General features: G+C 62.6%; 12 protein-coding genes and 1 pseudogene. 7 read left to right on the forward strand and 6 right to left on the reverse strand.

The features are described 5' to 3' along the window. Positions 1-33 precede the first annotated feature (33 nt). On the reverse strand, positions 34-1,059 hold the full coding sequence (gnd, locus tag C2L66_RS33010; protein ID WP_060607749.1) for a phosphogluconate dehydrogenase (NAD(+)-dependent, decarboxylating): 1,026 nt from the start codon (positions 1,057-1,059) through the stop codon (positions 34-36). A gap of 482 nt (positions 1,060-1,541) precedes the next feature. Here gnd and C2L66_RS33015 point away from each other — a divergent pair, with 482 nt between their 5' ends. The 3 genes from C2L66_RS33015 to C2L66_RS33025 are packed head-to-tail and all read left to right on the forward strand — an operon-like array spanning position 1,542 to position 4,395. Beyond that, positions 1,542-2,621, forward strand: coding sequence for a sugar ABC transporter substrate-binding protein (locus C2L66_RS33015; protein WP_060607753.1), 1,080 nt, complete (start codon positions 1,542-1,544; stop codon positions 2,619-2,621). A gap of 11 nt (positions 2,622-2,632) precedes the next feature. After that, entirely contained in the window at positions 2,633-3,616 is a 984-nt protein-coding gene (locus C2L66_RS33020; RefSeq protein WP_060610386.1) for an ABC transporter permease, read from the forward strand. Next, positions 3,616-4,395 carry an ATP-binding cassette domain-containing protein gene (locus tag C2L66_RS33025; RefSeq protein ID WP_060607755.1) on the forward strand — a complete coding sequence of 260 codons (780 nt, stop codon included), beginning with the start codon at positions 3,616-3,618 and terminating at the stop codon, positions 4,393-4,395. The genes C2L66_RS33020 and C2L66_RS33025 overlap by 1 nt, the downstream gene beginning before the upstream one ends. A gap of 73 nt (positions 4,396-4,468) precedes the next feature. On the opposite strand, the gene C2L66_RS33030 is transcribed toward C2L66_RS33025, so the two are convergent. Then, on the reverse strand, positions 4,469-5,647 hold the full coding sequence (locus tag C2L66_RS33030; protein WP_054932019.1) for a porin: 1,179 nt from the start codon (positions 5,645-5,647) through the stop codon (positions 4,469-4,471). A 497-nt stretch (positions 5,648-6,144) separates the two neighbouring features. Beyond that, positions 6,145-6,738, reverse strand: a complete 594-nt coding sequence (locus tag C2L66_RS33040; RefSeq protein WP_224099316.1) for an MlaC/ttg2D family ABC transporter substrate-binding protein — start codon at positions 6,736-6,738, stop codon at positions 6,145-6,147. Positions 6,739-7,011: 273 nt separating this feature from the next. Here C2L66_RS33040 and C2L66_RS33045 point away from each other — a divergent pair. The 4 genes and pseudogenes from C2L66_RS33045 (at position 7,012) to C2L66_RS33060 (ending at position 10,629) form a co-directional block, all read left to right on the forward strand. Next, positions 7,012-7,760, forward strand: a pseudogene (locus C2L66_RS33045) (electron transfer flavoprotein subunit beta/FixA family protein). A gap of 15 nt (positions 7,761-7,775) precedes the next feature. After that, a complete protein-coding gene (locus C2L66_RS33050) occupies positions 7,776-8,708 on the forward strand; it encodes an electron transfer flavoprotein subunit alpha/FixB family protein (protein WP_060607758.1) in 933 nt (310 codons plus the stop codon). Between the two features lie 24 nt (positions 8,709-8,732). Continuing rightward, positions 8,733-9,551 carry an HpcH/HpaI aldolase/citrate lyase family protein gene (locus C2L66_RS33055; RefSeq protein WP_060607760.1) on the forward strand — a complete coding sequence of 273 codons (819 nt, stop codon included), beginning with the start codon at positions 8,733-8,735 and terminating at the stop codon, positions 9,549-9,551. Positions 9,552-9,681: 130 nt separating this feature from the next. Next, positions 9,682-10,629 (forward strand): LysR substrate-binding domain-containing protein, encoded by a 948-nt coding sequence (locus C2L66_RS33060; RefSeq protein WP_060607763.1) that lies wholly within the window; start codon positions 9,682-9,684, stop codon positions 10,627-10,629. 13 nt (positions 10,630-10,642) lie between these two features. On the opposite strand, the gene C2L66_RS33065 is transcribed toward C2L66_RS33060, so the two are convergent. From C2L66_RS33065 to C2L66_RS33075, 3 genes are all read right to left on the reverse strand, one after another. Continuing rightward, positions 10,643-12,037 (reverse strand): MFS transporter, encoded by a 1,395-nt coding sequence (locus C2L66_RS33065; protein ID WP_060607765.1) that lies wholly within the window; start codon positions 12,035-12,037, stop codon positions 10,643-10,645. A 103-nt stretch (positions 12,038-12,140) separates the two neighbouring features. Next, positions 12,141-13,319: a CaiB/BaiF CoA transferase family protein gene (locus C2L66_RS33070; protein WP_060607768.1), complete on the reverse strand. Its 1,179-nt coding sequence runs from the start codon at positions 13,317-13,319 to the stop codon at positions 12,141-12,143. 14 nt (positions 13,320-13,333) lie between these two features. Next, positions 13,334-14,497 carry an acyl-CoA dehydrogenase family protein gene (locus C2L66_RS33075; protein ID WP_054932027.1) on the reverse strand — a complete coding sequence of 388 codons (1,164 nt, stop codon included), beginning with the start codon at positions 14,495-14,497 and terminating at the stop codon, positions 13,334-13,336. Between the last annotated feature and the right edge of the window lie 12 nt (positions 14,498-14,509).

The raw sequence follows: 14,509 nt of genomic DNA on the forward strand, positions 1-14,509 counted from the left end.
GTCTGCGTCGTGGTGCGACTTGACGGCCTTCCCTTAAGCGGTCGCAGAGCCCGGCTTTTCCGCATGACCGCCGAAGTCCTTGCGCATGGCGGACAGCACGCGATTCGCGAAGTCCGCTTCGCCGCGCGAACTGAAGCGTGCGAAAAGCGCGGCGCTCAGCACCGGCACAGGTACGCCTTCGTCGATCGCGGCATCGATAGTCCATCGGCCCTCACCCGAATCCGATACCCGCCCCGCGTAGTCCTTCAATTCGCCGTCGCGCGACAGCGTGCCTGCGATCAGGTCGAGCAACCACGAACTGATGACGCTCCCGCGTCTCCACAGTTCGGCGATATCGCCCAGATTGAGGTCGTATTGATAGAACTGCGGGTCGCGCAACGGCGAGGTTTCCGCATCGATTTCGCGCGATTGCTTGCCTGCATTCGCGTGCCGCAGGATGTTCAATCCTTCCGCATACGCGGCCATCATCCCGTACTCGATACCGTTGTGGACCATCTTGACGAAGTGGCCGGCACCTTGCGGCCCGCAATGCAGGAAACCGCGCTCCGCCGTGCTGCCGTCCTGTTGCCGATCCGCTGTGCGCGGTGCGGCGGCGACGCCCGGTGCGAGCGCGGCGAAGACGGGTTCGAGGTGCTTCACGATATCCGTCTCGCCGCCGATCATCAGGCAATAGCCGCGTTCGCGCCCCGCCACGCCGCCGCTCGTGCCGACATCGACGTAATGTAGTTGTTTCCCGGCGAGTTCGTTGCCGCGGCGAATGTCGTCGTGATAGTGCGAGTTGCCGCCGTCGATCACGATATCGCCGGGCTCCAGCAGCGGCACCAGTTTGTCGAGCGTCGAATCGACCACGGCGGCAGGCACCATGAGCCACACGGCGCGCGGCTTTTGCAGCCTGGCGACGAGATCTTCGAGCGTCGACGCGCCGTCGATGCCTTCCTGCTGAAGCCGTTGCACCGCAGCGGGCTGGACGTCGAACACGACGCACTGCTGACCGCCCTGGGAAAGCCGCCGCACCATGTCGGCGCCCATGCGCCCAAGTCCAATCATTCCGAGTTGCATGTGCCGCTCCCAAAATGTGTGTTGAGCGAGATGTCACACGCGCAGCCCCTTTGCATGAGCCGCACCGTGTCCGTCGGCGGGTGTGCCGCGACGTGTGCTTCTACGAGAGCGCGCGATAGCGGGAAAAGTTCCCCTTCGCGTGCGCCTCGCCGTGAAGCGCCACGTGGTCGTCACGTGGTCGTCACGCGGTCGGCGTATGGCACCGATAAGCGCTGCACGCTGGAAGCGTTCGGGCAGCTGGCGGCTGGATCGAGGCGGTATCCACGCGATTCGCCTCGAACTGATCCAAATAGTCCGACTATAGTTAAGGGTATACGTTGATTAGTCAGAAAAAGTACGTGATATAGGATTTTTGGCAGGGTCGTCAGGCGCACACGCATGCACACGGGGTTGTGAAGTGTGGTGCGGCCCGGCCGGGGCATCACTCGCCTGCGCCGTCATGCACAGCAAGTTATCCAAAAACTCAAAGTCTGGAGGATGACATGACCGGCAAGCGGAGCCCCAAAGGCGAAGTTCAGAGCATGCGTCGCGGCATGCTGCAAGGTGCCGCGCTGAGTGCGGCAATGGCAATGCTTGGCGGAGCGATCACACCCGCCCTGGCCGCAGAGGCGGGACCATTCCCCGCCCACAAGCGCTGGAAGATCGTCTTCGTCAACCATGTGACCACCAATCCTTTTTTTGTTCCGACGCAATACGGCATTCAGGACTCCACGGCTTTGCTCGGCATGGACTACCAGTGGACGGGCTCGGCCAATGCCGACATCGCCGAAATGGTCAATGCCGTGAATGCGGCCATTGCCGGCAAGGCCGACGCGATCGCCGTGCCCATCGTCGATCCAAAGGCTTTCGACAAACCTATCCAGGCCGCGCTCGACGCGGGTATCCCCGTGTTCGCGTACAACGCCGATGCGCCACAGGGTTCCGCGAATCCACGCTTGAGTTACATCGGCCAGGATCTGTATCTGTCCGGATATCAGATGGGCGAGCGCATCGCCAGTCTCATCGATAGCGGCCTGGTTGCGCTGTTCATCGCCACGCCGGGGCAGCTCAACATTCAGCCCCGGCTGGACGGCGCCACCGCTGCCATCAAGAAGTCGGGCAAGAAAATCGACGTGCAAACCATTGCCACTGGTGCGACCGTCAACGAAGAACTCTCGAAGATCAAGTCGTTTTATCTCGGCCACCAGGATCTCAAAGGCATGTTTGCTGTCGACGCGGGCAGCACCCAGGGCGTCGCCGAGGTGATGAAAGAGTCCAATCTGCCCGCCAAAGGCGTGCATGGCGGCGGGTTCGACCTGCTGCCGCGCACGGTCCAGCTGATTCACGACGGCTTCCTCGACTTCACGATCGACCAGCAACCCTACGTGCAAGGTTTCTATACGGTAGTCCAGGCGTTCGTGTTCCTGGCGTCGGGCGGGCTCGTCGGGCCGGCCAATGTCAACACCGGCCTGAAATTCGTGACCAAGGGCTCGGTCGATCCTTACCTGAGCACCTCCACCCGTTACGAAGGCAAGAGCACGAAGCCTGAAATCGTGCCGCGCTCGGGGGCGATCAAGGGGTGAGCTCGCCTGTGGTGGACATCAAGAAAGCACAACGCCCGCGGCGCTGGCCGCGGGCGTTCGTGCGCTCGAGCGAAATCCGCATCCTCGCGGTGGCGATCATTCTGTGCGCTTACTTCGAGACGGCGAACCATGATTTTCTGCTGACGCACGCGAGCCTCCAGAACCTGTCGCAGTTCATCGCGCCCGTCGCGATCATTGCGTTCGGTGAAATCATGTTGATGATCGGCGGAGAGATCGATCTTTCCGCCGGCATGGTCTTCGCATTCGCGCCTTTCGTCATGCATTTTGCTCACGAGGCAGGCGCGCCCGCCTGGCTGGCCATGCTGGCGGGTGTCGTCGCGGCGGGGCTGGTTGGGCTTTTCAACGGCGCGGTATCGGTCTATCTGCGGATTCCTTCGTTCGTCACCACGTTGGGCACGCTGTTTTTCGTGAACGGATTCACGCTGACCATTTCACGCGGCACGCCCGCTTCGCCACCCGAGGAGGGCGTTTTCGCCGAGTTCGTCGGTGCGTGGGGCTACAGCGAAATCATCTGGACAATCGCCCTCGCCGCGCTCATGCACGTGCTGTTGCGTCACACGCGCTGGGGTTTGCACACGATCGCATCGGGCGCCAATCCGCTGGGCGCGAGCGAAGCGGGTATCCATGTCAGGCGTCTGAAGCTCCGCAACTTCATACTCGCTTCGGTGCTCGCGGGTTTGACGGGCATCCTGGAGGGCTTCCGTATTTCGTCCATCGATCCGCAAGCGGGCGGCAATCAGATCATGTTCCTCGCCGTGGCCGCGGCCGTGATTGGCGGCACGCCACTCGCGGGAGGATCGGGCACGATCATCGGCGGTCTGATCGGCGCAGCCGTGCTCGGCATTCTGAATGATGGCTTCACGCTGATCGGTATCAATGCGTTTACCTTCAACATGATTCTTGGTGCGGCGATTCTCGCTGCGATGATCTTCAACATCCACGTCGTCCGTCTGGCGCGCAAAGGAGAGTTGTGATGTCCTCGTTGCCGCAAGAGGCATTGCGCGGGGAAGATATAGTCAAGCGATTCGGTGCCGTGACCGCGCTCGACGGCGTGTCGCTGACGCTCAGACAAGGCGAGATTCTCGGCATCCTGGGCGACAACGGCGCGGGCAAGTCGACCCTGATCAAGATTCTCACTGGCTTTCATCAGCAGACGAGCGGCAAGCTGTTTCTTGGCGGCGAAGAGACCCTGCTGCGTTCCGTCGATCACGCGCGCGCGTTAGGTATCGAGTGCGTGTATCAGGATCTGGCGCTCGCGAATTCGCTGAGCATTTATCACAACATGTTCCTAAACCGGGAGATCATTCGCCCCGGTCCGTTCCGCCTGCTGAATCATCGGGCGATGCGCCAGCGGGCCGCGGAATGTCTCGAAGAGATCGGCGTGCATGTTCCATCCGTCGATTTGCCTGTCGAGCAGCTTTCCGGTGGCCAAAGGCAGGCCATCGCGGTGGCGCGCGCGGTCAATTCGAATGCACGGATTCTGTTGCTCGACGAACCGCTCGCGGCAATGGGCGCCCGCGAGGCCGGGCTGATCATCGATCTGATTCTGCGCCTGAAGGGAAAGGGCGGTCTGTCGATCATCATGATCATGCACAACTACGCGCAGACGCTCGACATAGCCGATCGCGTCATGCTGATGCAACGAGGCCGTGTGACGTATCAGCGAGAGACGGCCAGCACGTCCGTCGCCGAGTTGATGGATATCGTTCGTCGCGAATATCGAACGATGCGCGGGCAGGCATCGTCAAGCTGAATGGCATGGCGCGGCGCTGAACGGCGTGCGTGGGATTCGATCGGATTTGCGCTCGTGGCACGCCGTCGGTGGGTCAGAAGCGGTGTTTCAGGCCAACCGTCGCCTGAATCTGATTAGTCGTCGCGGAGGGGGCGCTTATGCCATTGATCCATGCCACGCCCAACGGCGAAGTGCCGCTTGGGCTGACGCGTTGCCATACCCCTTGAACATAGGCGTCGGTGCGTCGCGAGAAGCGGTAATCGGCCATGGCGCTCAGCTGATTCCAGTGCGGGACGCCACCACCGCCATTGCCGCCCGCGCGTGTATAGGTATAGGCGCCCGCGAGTTCGATCGTGGGGCTCAGCGCATAGCGAAAATTGCCCTCGAAGTTCTGAAACGTGCCGCTCAGCCCGGACTGGAAAAACTGGGCGAGCTTGCTGTGCGAGTAGACAAAGCCTGCCACGGCTGGGCCGAAGGTGTAGTTGACGCCGGCGCCAAAGGTCTTCTGGCTACTGGCTAGTACGCCCAAAGGCACGCTGGTTGGCGACTGCGCGCCTTGCAGGGACGAGCCGGTGGTATCGGTGACTGCGCCGTTCGTGTTCAACCCTGCCGGCGTGCGCGCCGAGCTGTTGAGTTGAAGGTAGCCAGCACCGAAATTCAGCGCGCCCCATATGTACGAAATGCCGAAGCTATAGGCGCGATTGTTCGTGAATGCACCTGCCTCGTTGGAGAAGCCATACAGTGCACCGACCTTGAGTCCACCCATATCCGGACTCAGGTACTTCACGGAATTATTGATCTGAAACGAATCGTTCAGGTTGTCGTTGTCCAACGGATGCGCGAAATGCGTACCGCCGAACTCCGTGCCCGTCAATGAAAGCGGCGCGACGAAATCGACCATGCCGTCGGTTTGGCGCCCAAGCGTCAGCGAGCCATAGCTGCGACTCGTCAACCCGACATACGCCTGCCGATTGAAGATCCTGTTGCTCGACGAATACTGGCCATTGTTCAGGTTGAAGCCGCTTTCCAGCGTGAAGACAGCCTTCAATCCCGCGCCCAGATCCTCGGACCCGCGAAGCCCCCAGCGGCTGTACTGAACGGCACCGCTCGTCATTTGCCAGTTGCTATGTCCGCCTCCCGTGCCGCTGATCTGGTTGTTGGTGTAAGTCAGGCCAGCATCGATCAGCCCATAAAGCGTAATACTGCTTTGCGCCTGCGCGACCCCGGACAGTGTGGCAACAGTCGCCGCGCCAGTTATAAGCAACCTGTTCATTTGTCTACTCCCGCCAGAACGAGAGAAAGAGCGTTTCGAATCGCTTTGACACAGACGTCGATATTTGCAGGCGTTCTTCACTCACTGTATGCGATCGCGATAAGAAGCACCAGATGACATGATGGCGAGCGCGCCGCAGTCAATTGATCTGAGGTACAGAAGGTCCAGGCGGCTCGCGCATCGATGGTAGTCAACAGGGGGAGACCGCCTCGCCGGGACATGCTCGACATGCCCGCCGGCCGGCTGCGCGCAACCGGCGCGCTTCAGTCACGCGCGCGTCGCACCGCCGCGACGAGTCCATCGAGCCATTCCTGATGGCGATTGATCATCGGAGTGGGCCGCGTTTGCGCCAGTTGCCTTGCAGGAGCCGCCGTGGACTACCTGCGCAAGCGCTTGGGCGGCACGCAATGCAAGGTGGCGCGCGGGCCGCGCGCTCACGCCTGAAGACGCGCTCTCGGCTCACGGCCGCCGCGCGCGGCCGATCCGAATGACGCCGCTTACTGCGGCTTGCCCGACGCGAGTTGCTGGTTGCGGTCCGTCAGAAAGCGCAGCAACCCGTCGATACCGCTTTGCTGGATTGTCTCGCCGAACTGCTGCCGGTACGTCTGCACGAGCCACGCACCCATCACGTTGAGGTCGTACACGCGCCAGCCTTGCGGCGTCTTGCGCAGACGGTAGTCGATCTCGACGGGCTGCGCGTTGGTGGAGGCAATCGTGCGCACGACGGCATCCGAGTCCGTCGGCGCGACGCGCATGGGCGGATAGTCGATCTTCTGATCCGGCTTGAGCTGCGCGAGCGCGCCCGAATACAGATGGATCAGCAGCATCTTGAACTGTTGCGTGAGCTGTTGCTGTTGCGCGGGCGTGGCCGTGCGCCAGTAGCGGGCGAGCGCAAGCTGCGTCGTATGTTCGAAGTCGATGTAAGGCAGGATGTCCCGGTTCACGATGTCCATGATGCGCGGGATATCCGATGGGTCGATCGCCTGCTTGTGGACTTCGTCGAGCACCTGCTGCGTGACTGACTTGATCAGAATCTGCGGATCGGAGCTGTCGACGGTTTGCGCGGATACGGTATTGCCGAAGGCAAGCATCGTGAGGAACAGGACGGCAACAAAAAATCGCGATCTGATGTGGGCAATATTCATGATGTCAATGCGTTGTCTAACAACACTGGCGGAGGGCTTCGCCGCGGCGACATCTATTGTAGGGGCGTGGCAAAAAATCGGCAGCGAGGGTGCCTGCCATCGCCGAAACCTATGACGGGCAGAGCAATCTGATATTTGCGCCGGTGCAGGGCAGGCTTTCAAATAGAGGCTGCAAACGAGGCTCGGGCTCGTGATCCTTCTATCAAAGTGGAGACGACCATGAAAGTGCTGGTCCCTGTCAAACGCGTGGTCGACTACAACGTGAAGGTCCGCGTGAAGTCGGACAACACGGGTGTCGACGTAGCGAACGTGAAGATGTCGATGAATCCGTTCGACGAAATCGCCGTCGAAGAGGCGGTGCGGTTGAAGGAAGCGGGGGTTGTCAGCGAGGTGGTTGCCGTTCGTGTGGCGTTGCGCAAAGTCAGGAAACGCTGCGCACGGCGCTGGCGATCGGCGCGGATCGCGCGGTGCTGGTCGAGTCGAATGAAGAACTGCAACCGCTGGCGGTGGCGAAGCTTTTGAAGGCGCTGGCCGACAAGGAACAACCTTCGCTCATGATTCTCGGCAAGCAGGCAATCGACGACGACGCCAATCAGACGGGGCAAATGCTCGCTGCACTGGCGGGCTTGCCGCAAGCGACGTTTGCATCGAAAGTTGTCGTGGCGGACGGGAAGGCGACCGTATCGCGTGAAGTCGATGGCGGCGCGCAAACGCTGTCGCTCACGCTTCCAGCTGTGATCACGACCGATCTGCGCCTCAATGAGCCGCGTTATGTGACGCTGCCGAACATCATGAAGGCAAAGAAAAAGCCGCTCGAAACCGTGACGCCCGAAGACCTGGGCGTCGATGTCACGCCGCGTCTGAAGACACTGAAAGTCAGCGAGCCGCCGAAGCGCCCGGCGGGCGTGAAGGTGGCCGACGTGTCCGCGCTGGTCGAGAAGCTCAAGACCGAAGCCAAAGTTTTCTGAAGCACAGGAAAGAACATGACGATTCTGGTAATTGCCGAACACGACAACGCGGCGCTGAAGGCAGCGACGCTGAACACGGTTGCTGCCGCGCACAAGATTGGCGGCGACATTCATCTGCTGGTGGCAGGGCACAATGCGCAGGGCGCAGCCGATGCGGCTGCGAAAGTGGCAGGCGTATCGAAGGTGTTGCTCGCCGATGCGCCGCAACTGGCCGAAGGCCTTGCGGAAAATATCGAAGCGACGGTGCTGGAGATCGCGAAGAATTACTCGCACATCCTCGCGCCCGCCACCGCCTACGGCAAGAACATCGCGCCGCGCATCGCGGCAAAGCTCGACGTGGCGCAGATCAGCGAGATCACGGCTGTGGTCGGCGCCGATACATTCGAGCGTCCGATCTACGCCGGCAACGCGATCGCCACGATCCAGTCTCAAGACCCGATCAAGGTCATCACAGTGCGTGCAACAGGCTTCGATCCCGTTGCACCGGAAGGCGGCAGCGCATCCATCGGGAAGATCGACGCAGCGGCTGACGCGGGCATCTCGCAGTTCGTGAGCCGCGAAGTCACGAAGCTCTCCCGTCCGGAACTGACGTCGGCGAACATCATTGTTTCTGGCGGGCGGGGTCTGGGCAGCGGCGAGAACTACACGCAAGTGCTGGAGCCGTTGGCAGACAGACTACAGGCCGCGTTGGGCGCATCGCGCGCCGCCGTCGACGCTGGCTACGTGCCCAACGACTATCAGGTCGGCCAGACGGGCAAGATCGTCGCGCCGCAGTTGTACATCGCGGTCGGCATCTCCGGCGCGATCCAGCATCTGGCGGGCATGAAGGACTCGAAGGTGATCGTCGCGATCAACAAGGACGAAGAAGCGCCGATTTTCAGCGTGGCGGATTATGGTCTGGTCGGCGATCTGTTCAGCGCCGTGCCCGAACTGACGGTCGCACTGTGATGAACCAGTTTGCCGGGAGTCGAGATGTCGCAGCCTGTTGATCGCCACCGTCGCTCGTTTCTGTTCGTGCCGGGCACGCGTCCGGAACGCTTCGAGAAGGCCTTGGGCAGCGGCGCGGACGCTGTCATCGTCGATCTCGAGGACGCCGTCGCACCCGGCGACAAGGACCGCGCCAGACAGACCGTCGCCGGGTGGCTCTCGTGGGAGCGCCCCGTGCTGATCCGCGTGAACGCGGTCGGCACGCCCTGGTTCGAGCAGGACGCCGCGCTGGGAAGATTGCGCGGCGTCGCGGGCATCGTCTTGCCCAAAGCCGAGCGCGCAGCCGATATCGCCACGCTCGTTTCACGCACCCGAAGCACGATGCCCGTCTTTCCGTTGATCGAAAGCGCGAAGGGCATGTGGAACGCGCTCGAAGTCGCGAAGGCGCCGTTCGTTCATCAACTGATGTTCGGCACGCTCGACTTTTGCGCCGACCTGGGCATGGCATCCGACGGCGCGGAACTGGATACGTTTCGCGCCAGGCTCGCAATGGTGTCGCGCGTCGCGGAGATCCGGCCGCCCATCGACGGCGTGACGCCCGCCATCGACGATGCCCGAACGCTCGAAGCCGAAACGACGAGAGCAAAGCGCTGGGGATTTGCGGGCAAGCTGTGCATTCATCCCAAACAGGTTTCGACGGTCAACGACTGCTTCGCGCCGGGCGCGGCGGACATAGCGTGGGCGAAGAAAGTGCTCGACGCGTTCGAGCGTGCGAACGGCGCGGCAGTGGCAGTGGACGGGAAGATGGTGGACCGGCCCGTCATGCTTCGCGCGCAAGGCATTCTCGACGCAAGCCGCGCCTGAAGCATCGGCGCGCATCCCGCGTCCATCGGGCAAGCAGCGGTATAGAATGGGCTCCCGCTCCGAGCGCCCCGGCATGTAGCGACAAACCGGACGGCGCGCATCGCACAACTGCTCACCTCTCCAGCCGCTCATGGACGTTCGCCAGCTTCGCTACTTTGTCAGCATCGTCGATTACGGCAGCCTTGGCAAAGCGGCGGAAAAGCTCTTTGTCGCGCAGCCTTCGCTAAGTCAGCAGATGGCGCGTCTCGAAGAAGAACTCGGCGTGCCGCTGCTGTTGCGCAGCAATCATGGCGTCACGCCGACGGCCGAAGGCGATGCGCTTTATCGTCATGCGCGGCTCGTGCTGCGGCAGATGGAACAGCTCAAGCAGGAAGTGACGAAAGGCGCGGGCAGCGAGTCGGGCACGGTTGCCGTCGGCCTGCCGACGACCATGGCATCGGTGCTCGCCGTGCCGCTCTTCGAGCGGATTCAGGACCGCTATCCAGGCATCCGTCTGCAGTTCTTCGAGAGCATGAGCGGCTATCTGAACGAGCTGCTCGCGAACGGCAGGCTGGACCTCGCCATCCTGTTTCGCGAGTCCGATACGCCCGGCATTTCCGCGCTGCCCGTGCTCGACGAGACGCTCTATCTGCTCGGCGAACCAGGCGGCGCGGTCTCGCCGCGTTCGACCACCTGTCCGCTCGCCAGGCTCGCGGGCGTCAAGCTGGTTGCGCCTGGTGTATCGAATGGCTTGCGGCTTCTGATCGAGCGGACCTTTTCGAGCGAGAAGGTCGAGTTGAACATCATCGCCGATATCGATTCGTTGCCGTCCATGTTGCTGATTGCCCATTCGGGCCGGGCGTGCATGATTCTGCCGTCGTCGGCGCTCGCGCAACTCGATCGAACCCGCATGCCGAAGATGCGCAAGATCGTCGATCCCGTGATTCGCCGTCCAGCCAGCATCTGCTGGCCAAACGGCGTGCCCATGCATTCGGCAACGGTGGCCGTGCGGCGAACGCTCATCGGGTTGATTGCGGAGCAGGTCGAATGCGAAACATGGCAGGGCGTGACGCTGCGCAAGCAAGCCACGCCCGGCTGATTTCGACGGGCGCTCAGGCGTGTTCCGCCGCGTGCGCGCCGTCGCGGTGGCCGGCAGCAGACGTGGCGTCGCTGGTTCCCGGCGCGACATCCTCTAGCGCGTGCCGGCTCGTCTCGACGCGGAGGATGCAGATCGCGACGCACAGCACGGCAAAGATCACGCTCACCATCGCAATCACGCCCCCCACCCCGACCCGCTGATACAGCAGCAGCGCCAGATACGGCGTGGCGATCGACGCGGCACGTCCGCATGTGCCCGCGACGCCCGTGCCGCGCAGGCGGACTTCCGTCGGAAACAGTTCAGGAATGTAGCCGAACAGCCCGAGCGTCGTGATCGTATAGATCGTCGTGACGAGACAGAAACCGACGACGATGATCTGCGCGGGCTCGCGCAACGTCACGTAGATCCACCCCAACACGATGCTGAGCAGCGCGGCGAGCACGATGCCTTTCGCGCGGCCGATCCGGTCGGCGATCAGATAGCCGACCAGGCCGCCGACGGGCGAGCCGATCGACATCAGCATCACGAAGCCGAGCGACTTGACGATCGACAGGCCCTCGCTGACGAAGAAGGTCGGCAGCCACGCGATGAAACCATACAGCCCGATGTTGACGGCAATCGCCGTGAGCGCCGCGACGCAGGTACGCCCGCGCATGCCCGGCGCGAACAGTGCGCGCAGCGGCACGGCGCCGACGTTCAGGTTGACCACGCGTTGCACGGGCGGCAAGGTGCCGACGCGCGCTTCGACTTCACGCTCGATGGCGGCGAGCGTCGCTTCCGCTTCGTCGATCCGGCCCGTCGATTCGAGCCAGCGCGGCGATTCGGGCATCCGGTGCCGCAGGAACCACACGACCAGCGCGCCGATGCCCGCGATCGCGAACATATAGCGCCAGCCGAGGTTCGGAATGATCCAGTAGCCCGCCGCGAGCGCCGCGAACAACCCGCTGTTGATGATGATGGCGAGCAGCGAGACCCACTTGCCGCGCGTCGCGGGCGGCACGAACTCGGCGAGCGTGCCCGCCGCGACCACCAGTTCGGCGCCGAGCCCCACGCCCATGATGAAGCGCAGCACGATCAGCCATTCGATGTTCGGCGCGAAGCACGCGGCAATCGAAGCCAGCCCGAAGATGCCGAGATTCAGCTGATACGAGTAACGTCGTCCGAGCCGGTCGCCGATATGGCCCGCCGCATACGCGCCGATCATCATGCCGACGAAGGTCGCCGAGACGAACATCGCGCCATGCTGGAGATCGGTGAAGCCTTCCTTCACCATGGCTGCGACCGAGCCGTTGGCGAGATAGATGTCGAACGCGTCGAGAAACGCGCCACCGGCGATCAGGCCAAGTATCTTCCAGTGAAAACTGCAAATGGGCAGACGGTCGAGCCGACCGGCGGCGTTGACGGACATGATGGTGTCTCCTGATTGGAGTGGCTCGCTGAAGACAGCACGAGGCCAAGGCGGGGTGCGATTGTTTTGAAATGATTGCCCGGATTGTGCGGTTGCCGAACGGCTACACGGCATGGGATGCGCGCAGCGCGTCCACCTCCGCTGCGCTGAAGCCCAGTTCACGCAAGATCGCGTCCGTATGCGCGCCGAGCGCGGGAACGGCGTCCATGCGCGGCGCGTCTGCGGCGGCCATGCCGGGCGGATAGAGCGCGGGTATCTCGCCCGCAGCCGTCTGTACATGCGTCCAGCGTTGCCGGGCCTGCAACTGTTCGTGATGCCAGACATCGTGCATGTCGTTCATCCGCGCGTTGGCGATGCTGGCCTGCTCCAGACGTTCGATCACCTGCGCCGCTGTCCACGCGGAAAACGCGTCGACGATCACGCGCGTGAGTTCCTCGCGATGCTGCGCGCGGCCGCTGTTCGACGCGAAGCGCTCGTCCGTGAGCAGTTCGGGACGCGCGATCACGGTCTCGCAGAAGTTCTTCCATTCGCGCTCGTTTTGCAGGCCAAGCATCACCGTCTTGCCGTCGCCGGCGACGAACGGACCATACGGGAAAATGGTCGCGTGAGACGCGCCCGCCTGACGCGGCGGCGTCTGTCCGTCGATCGAGTAGTAGAGCGGATAGCTCATCCACTCGACCATGCTTTCGAGCATCGACACGTCGATATGCTTGCCGCGTCCCGTCTGCGCGCGTTCCAGCAGCGCGGCAAGGATGTTGGTGTAGCCATACATGCCCGCCGCAATGTCCGCGATCGAGCAACCCGCTTTCGCAGGCTCGCCTTCCGCACCTGTGATGCTCAGAAAGCCTGACTCGCTCTGGATCAGCAGGTCATAGGCTTTCTTGTCGCGGAAGGGTCCGTCCAGTCCATAGCCGGAGATATCGCAGACAATCAGCTTCGGATACTTCACGCTCAGCGTCGCGTAGTCGAAGCCGAGGCGCTGCGTCGCGCCGGGCGCGAGGTTCTGCACGAACACGTCGGCATCGGCGAGCAGCTTGTGCACGATGTCGAGTGCCTGCGGCTGCTTGACATCGAGCGTGATGCTTTCTTTCGAGCGGTTGGTCCACACGAAATGCGATGCGAGGCCCGACACGCGCTCGTCGTAGCCGCGCGCGAAGTCGCCCGTGCCGGGGCGCTCGATCTTGATGACGCGCGCGCCGAGATCGGCGAGCTGACGGGTGCAGAAGGGCGCGGCGATCGCATGTTCGAACGTGACGACCTTGATGCCCTGGAGCGGACGCATGATCGGGCTCGCTCTCAGAAGGAACGCGGCAGACCGAGGATGTGCTCGGCGACGTACGAGAGGATCAGGTTCGTCGAGATGGGTGCGACCTGATAGAGACGTGTCTCGCGGAATTTGCGCTCCACATCGTATTCGGCCGCGAAGCCGAAGCCGCCGTGAAATTGCAGGCAGGCGTTGGCGGCTTCCCATGACGCGTCGGCGGCGAGCAGCTTCGCCATGTTGGCCTGCGCGCCGCATGGCTCGTGCGCGTCGAAGCGGCGCGCGGCCTCGAAACGCATCAGGTTCGCCGCTTCGACGTTGATGTACGCGCGCGCGATCGGAAACTGCACGCCCTGGTTCTGGCCGATCGGGCGGCCGAACACGACGCGGTCCTTCACGTACTGCGAGACTTTGTCGATGAACCAGTAGCCGTCGCCGATGCATTCGGCCGCGATCAGCGTGCGCTCGGCGTTCAGTCCATCGAGGATGTACCTGAAGCCCATGCCTTCTTCGCCGATCAGGTTCTCAGCGGGAATTTCCAGGTTGTCGAAGAACAGTTCATTGGTCTCGTGATTCACCATGTTCGGAATCGGACGAACCGTCATGCCGTGACCGATCGCTTCGCGCAGATCGACGATGAAAATCGACATCCCTGCGCTTTTCTTCGTCACGTCGGCAAGCGGCGTGGTGCGGGCGAGCAGGATCATCAGGTCGGAGTGCTGGACGCGCGAAATCCACACCTTTTGCCCGTTGACGACATAACGGTCGCCCTTGCGCACGGCCGTGGTCTTGATCTTCGTCGTGTCGGTGCCCGTGGTCGGCTCGGTGACGCCCATCGACTGCAAGCGCAGTTCGCCGCTCGCGATCTTCGGCAGATACAGCCGTTTCTGCTCCGCCGAGCCGTGGCGCAGCAGCGTGCCCATGTTGTACATCTGCCCGTGACACGCGCCCGAGTTGCCGCCCGAGCGGTTGATCTCTTCCATGATGACGGACGCTTCCGTCAGCCCCAGGCCCGAGCCGCCATATTCTTGCGGGATCAGCGCGGCGAGCCAGCCCGCTTGGGTCAGCGCGTCGACGAAGGCTTCGGGATAGCCGCGTTCTTCATCGACCTTGCGAAAGTACTCGGCGGGGAATTGCTGGCAGAGGTCGCGAACGGCTTCGCGGATATCCTGAAACGGATCGGTGACGGTGTGGATCATGGTCTATGCGTA

The organism is Paraburkholderia caribensis (assembly GCF_002902945.1).
Classification (GTDB): domain Bacteria; phylum Pseudomonadota; class Gammaproteobacteria; order Burkholderiales; family Burkholderiaceae; genus Paraburkholderia; species Paraburkholderia caribensis.

Coding starts and splice junctions, on each gene's coding strand:
- gnd (WP_060607749.1), bottom strand. CDS start 1,059: ATGCAACTCGGAATGATTGGACTTGGGCGCATGGGCGCCGACATGGTG.
- C2L66_RS33015 (WP_060607753.1), top strand. CDS start 1,542: ATGACCGGCAAGCGGAGCCCCAAAGGCGAAGTTCAGAGCATGCGTCGC.
- C2L66_RS33025 (WP_060607755.1), top strand. CDS start 3,616: ATGTCCTCGTTGCCGCAAGAGGCATTGCGCGGGGAAGATATAGTCAAG.
- C2L66_RS33030 (WP_054932019.1), bottom strand. CDS start 5,647: ATGAACAGGTTGCTTATAACTGGCGCGGCGACTGTTGCCACACTGTCC.
- C2L66_RS33040 (WP_224099316.1), bottom strand. CDS start 6,738: ATGCTTGCCTTCGGCAATACCGTATCCGCGCAAACCGTCGACAGCTCC.
- C2L66_RS33050 (WP_060607758.1), top strand. CDS start 7,776: ATGACGATTCTGGTAATTGCCGAACACGACAACGCGGCGCTGAAGGCA.
- C2L66_RS33055 (WP_060607760.1), top strand. CDS start 8,733: ATGTCGCAGCCTGTTGATCGCCACCGTCGCTCGTTTCTGTTCGTGCCG.
- C2L66_RS33060 (WP_060607763.1), top strand. CDS start 9,682: ATGGACGTTCGCCAGCTTCGCTACTTTGTCAGCATCGTCGATTACGGC.
- C2L66_RS33065 (WP_060607765.1), bottom strand. CDS start 12,037: ATGTCCGTCAACGCCGCCGGTCGGCTCGACCGTCTGCCCATTTGCAGT.
- C2L66_RS33070 (WP_060607768.1), bottom strand. CDS start 13,319: ATGCGTCCGCTCCAGGGCATCAAGGTCGTCACGTTCGAACATGCGATC.
- C2L66_RS33075 (WP_054932027.1), bottom strand. CDS start 14,497: ATGATCCACACCGTCACCGATCCGTTTCAGGATATCCGCGAAGCCGTT.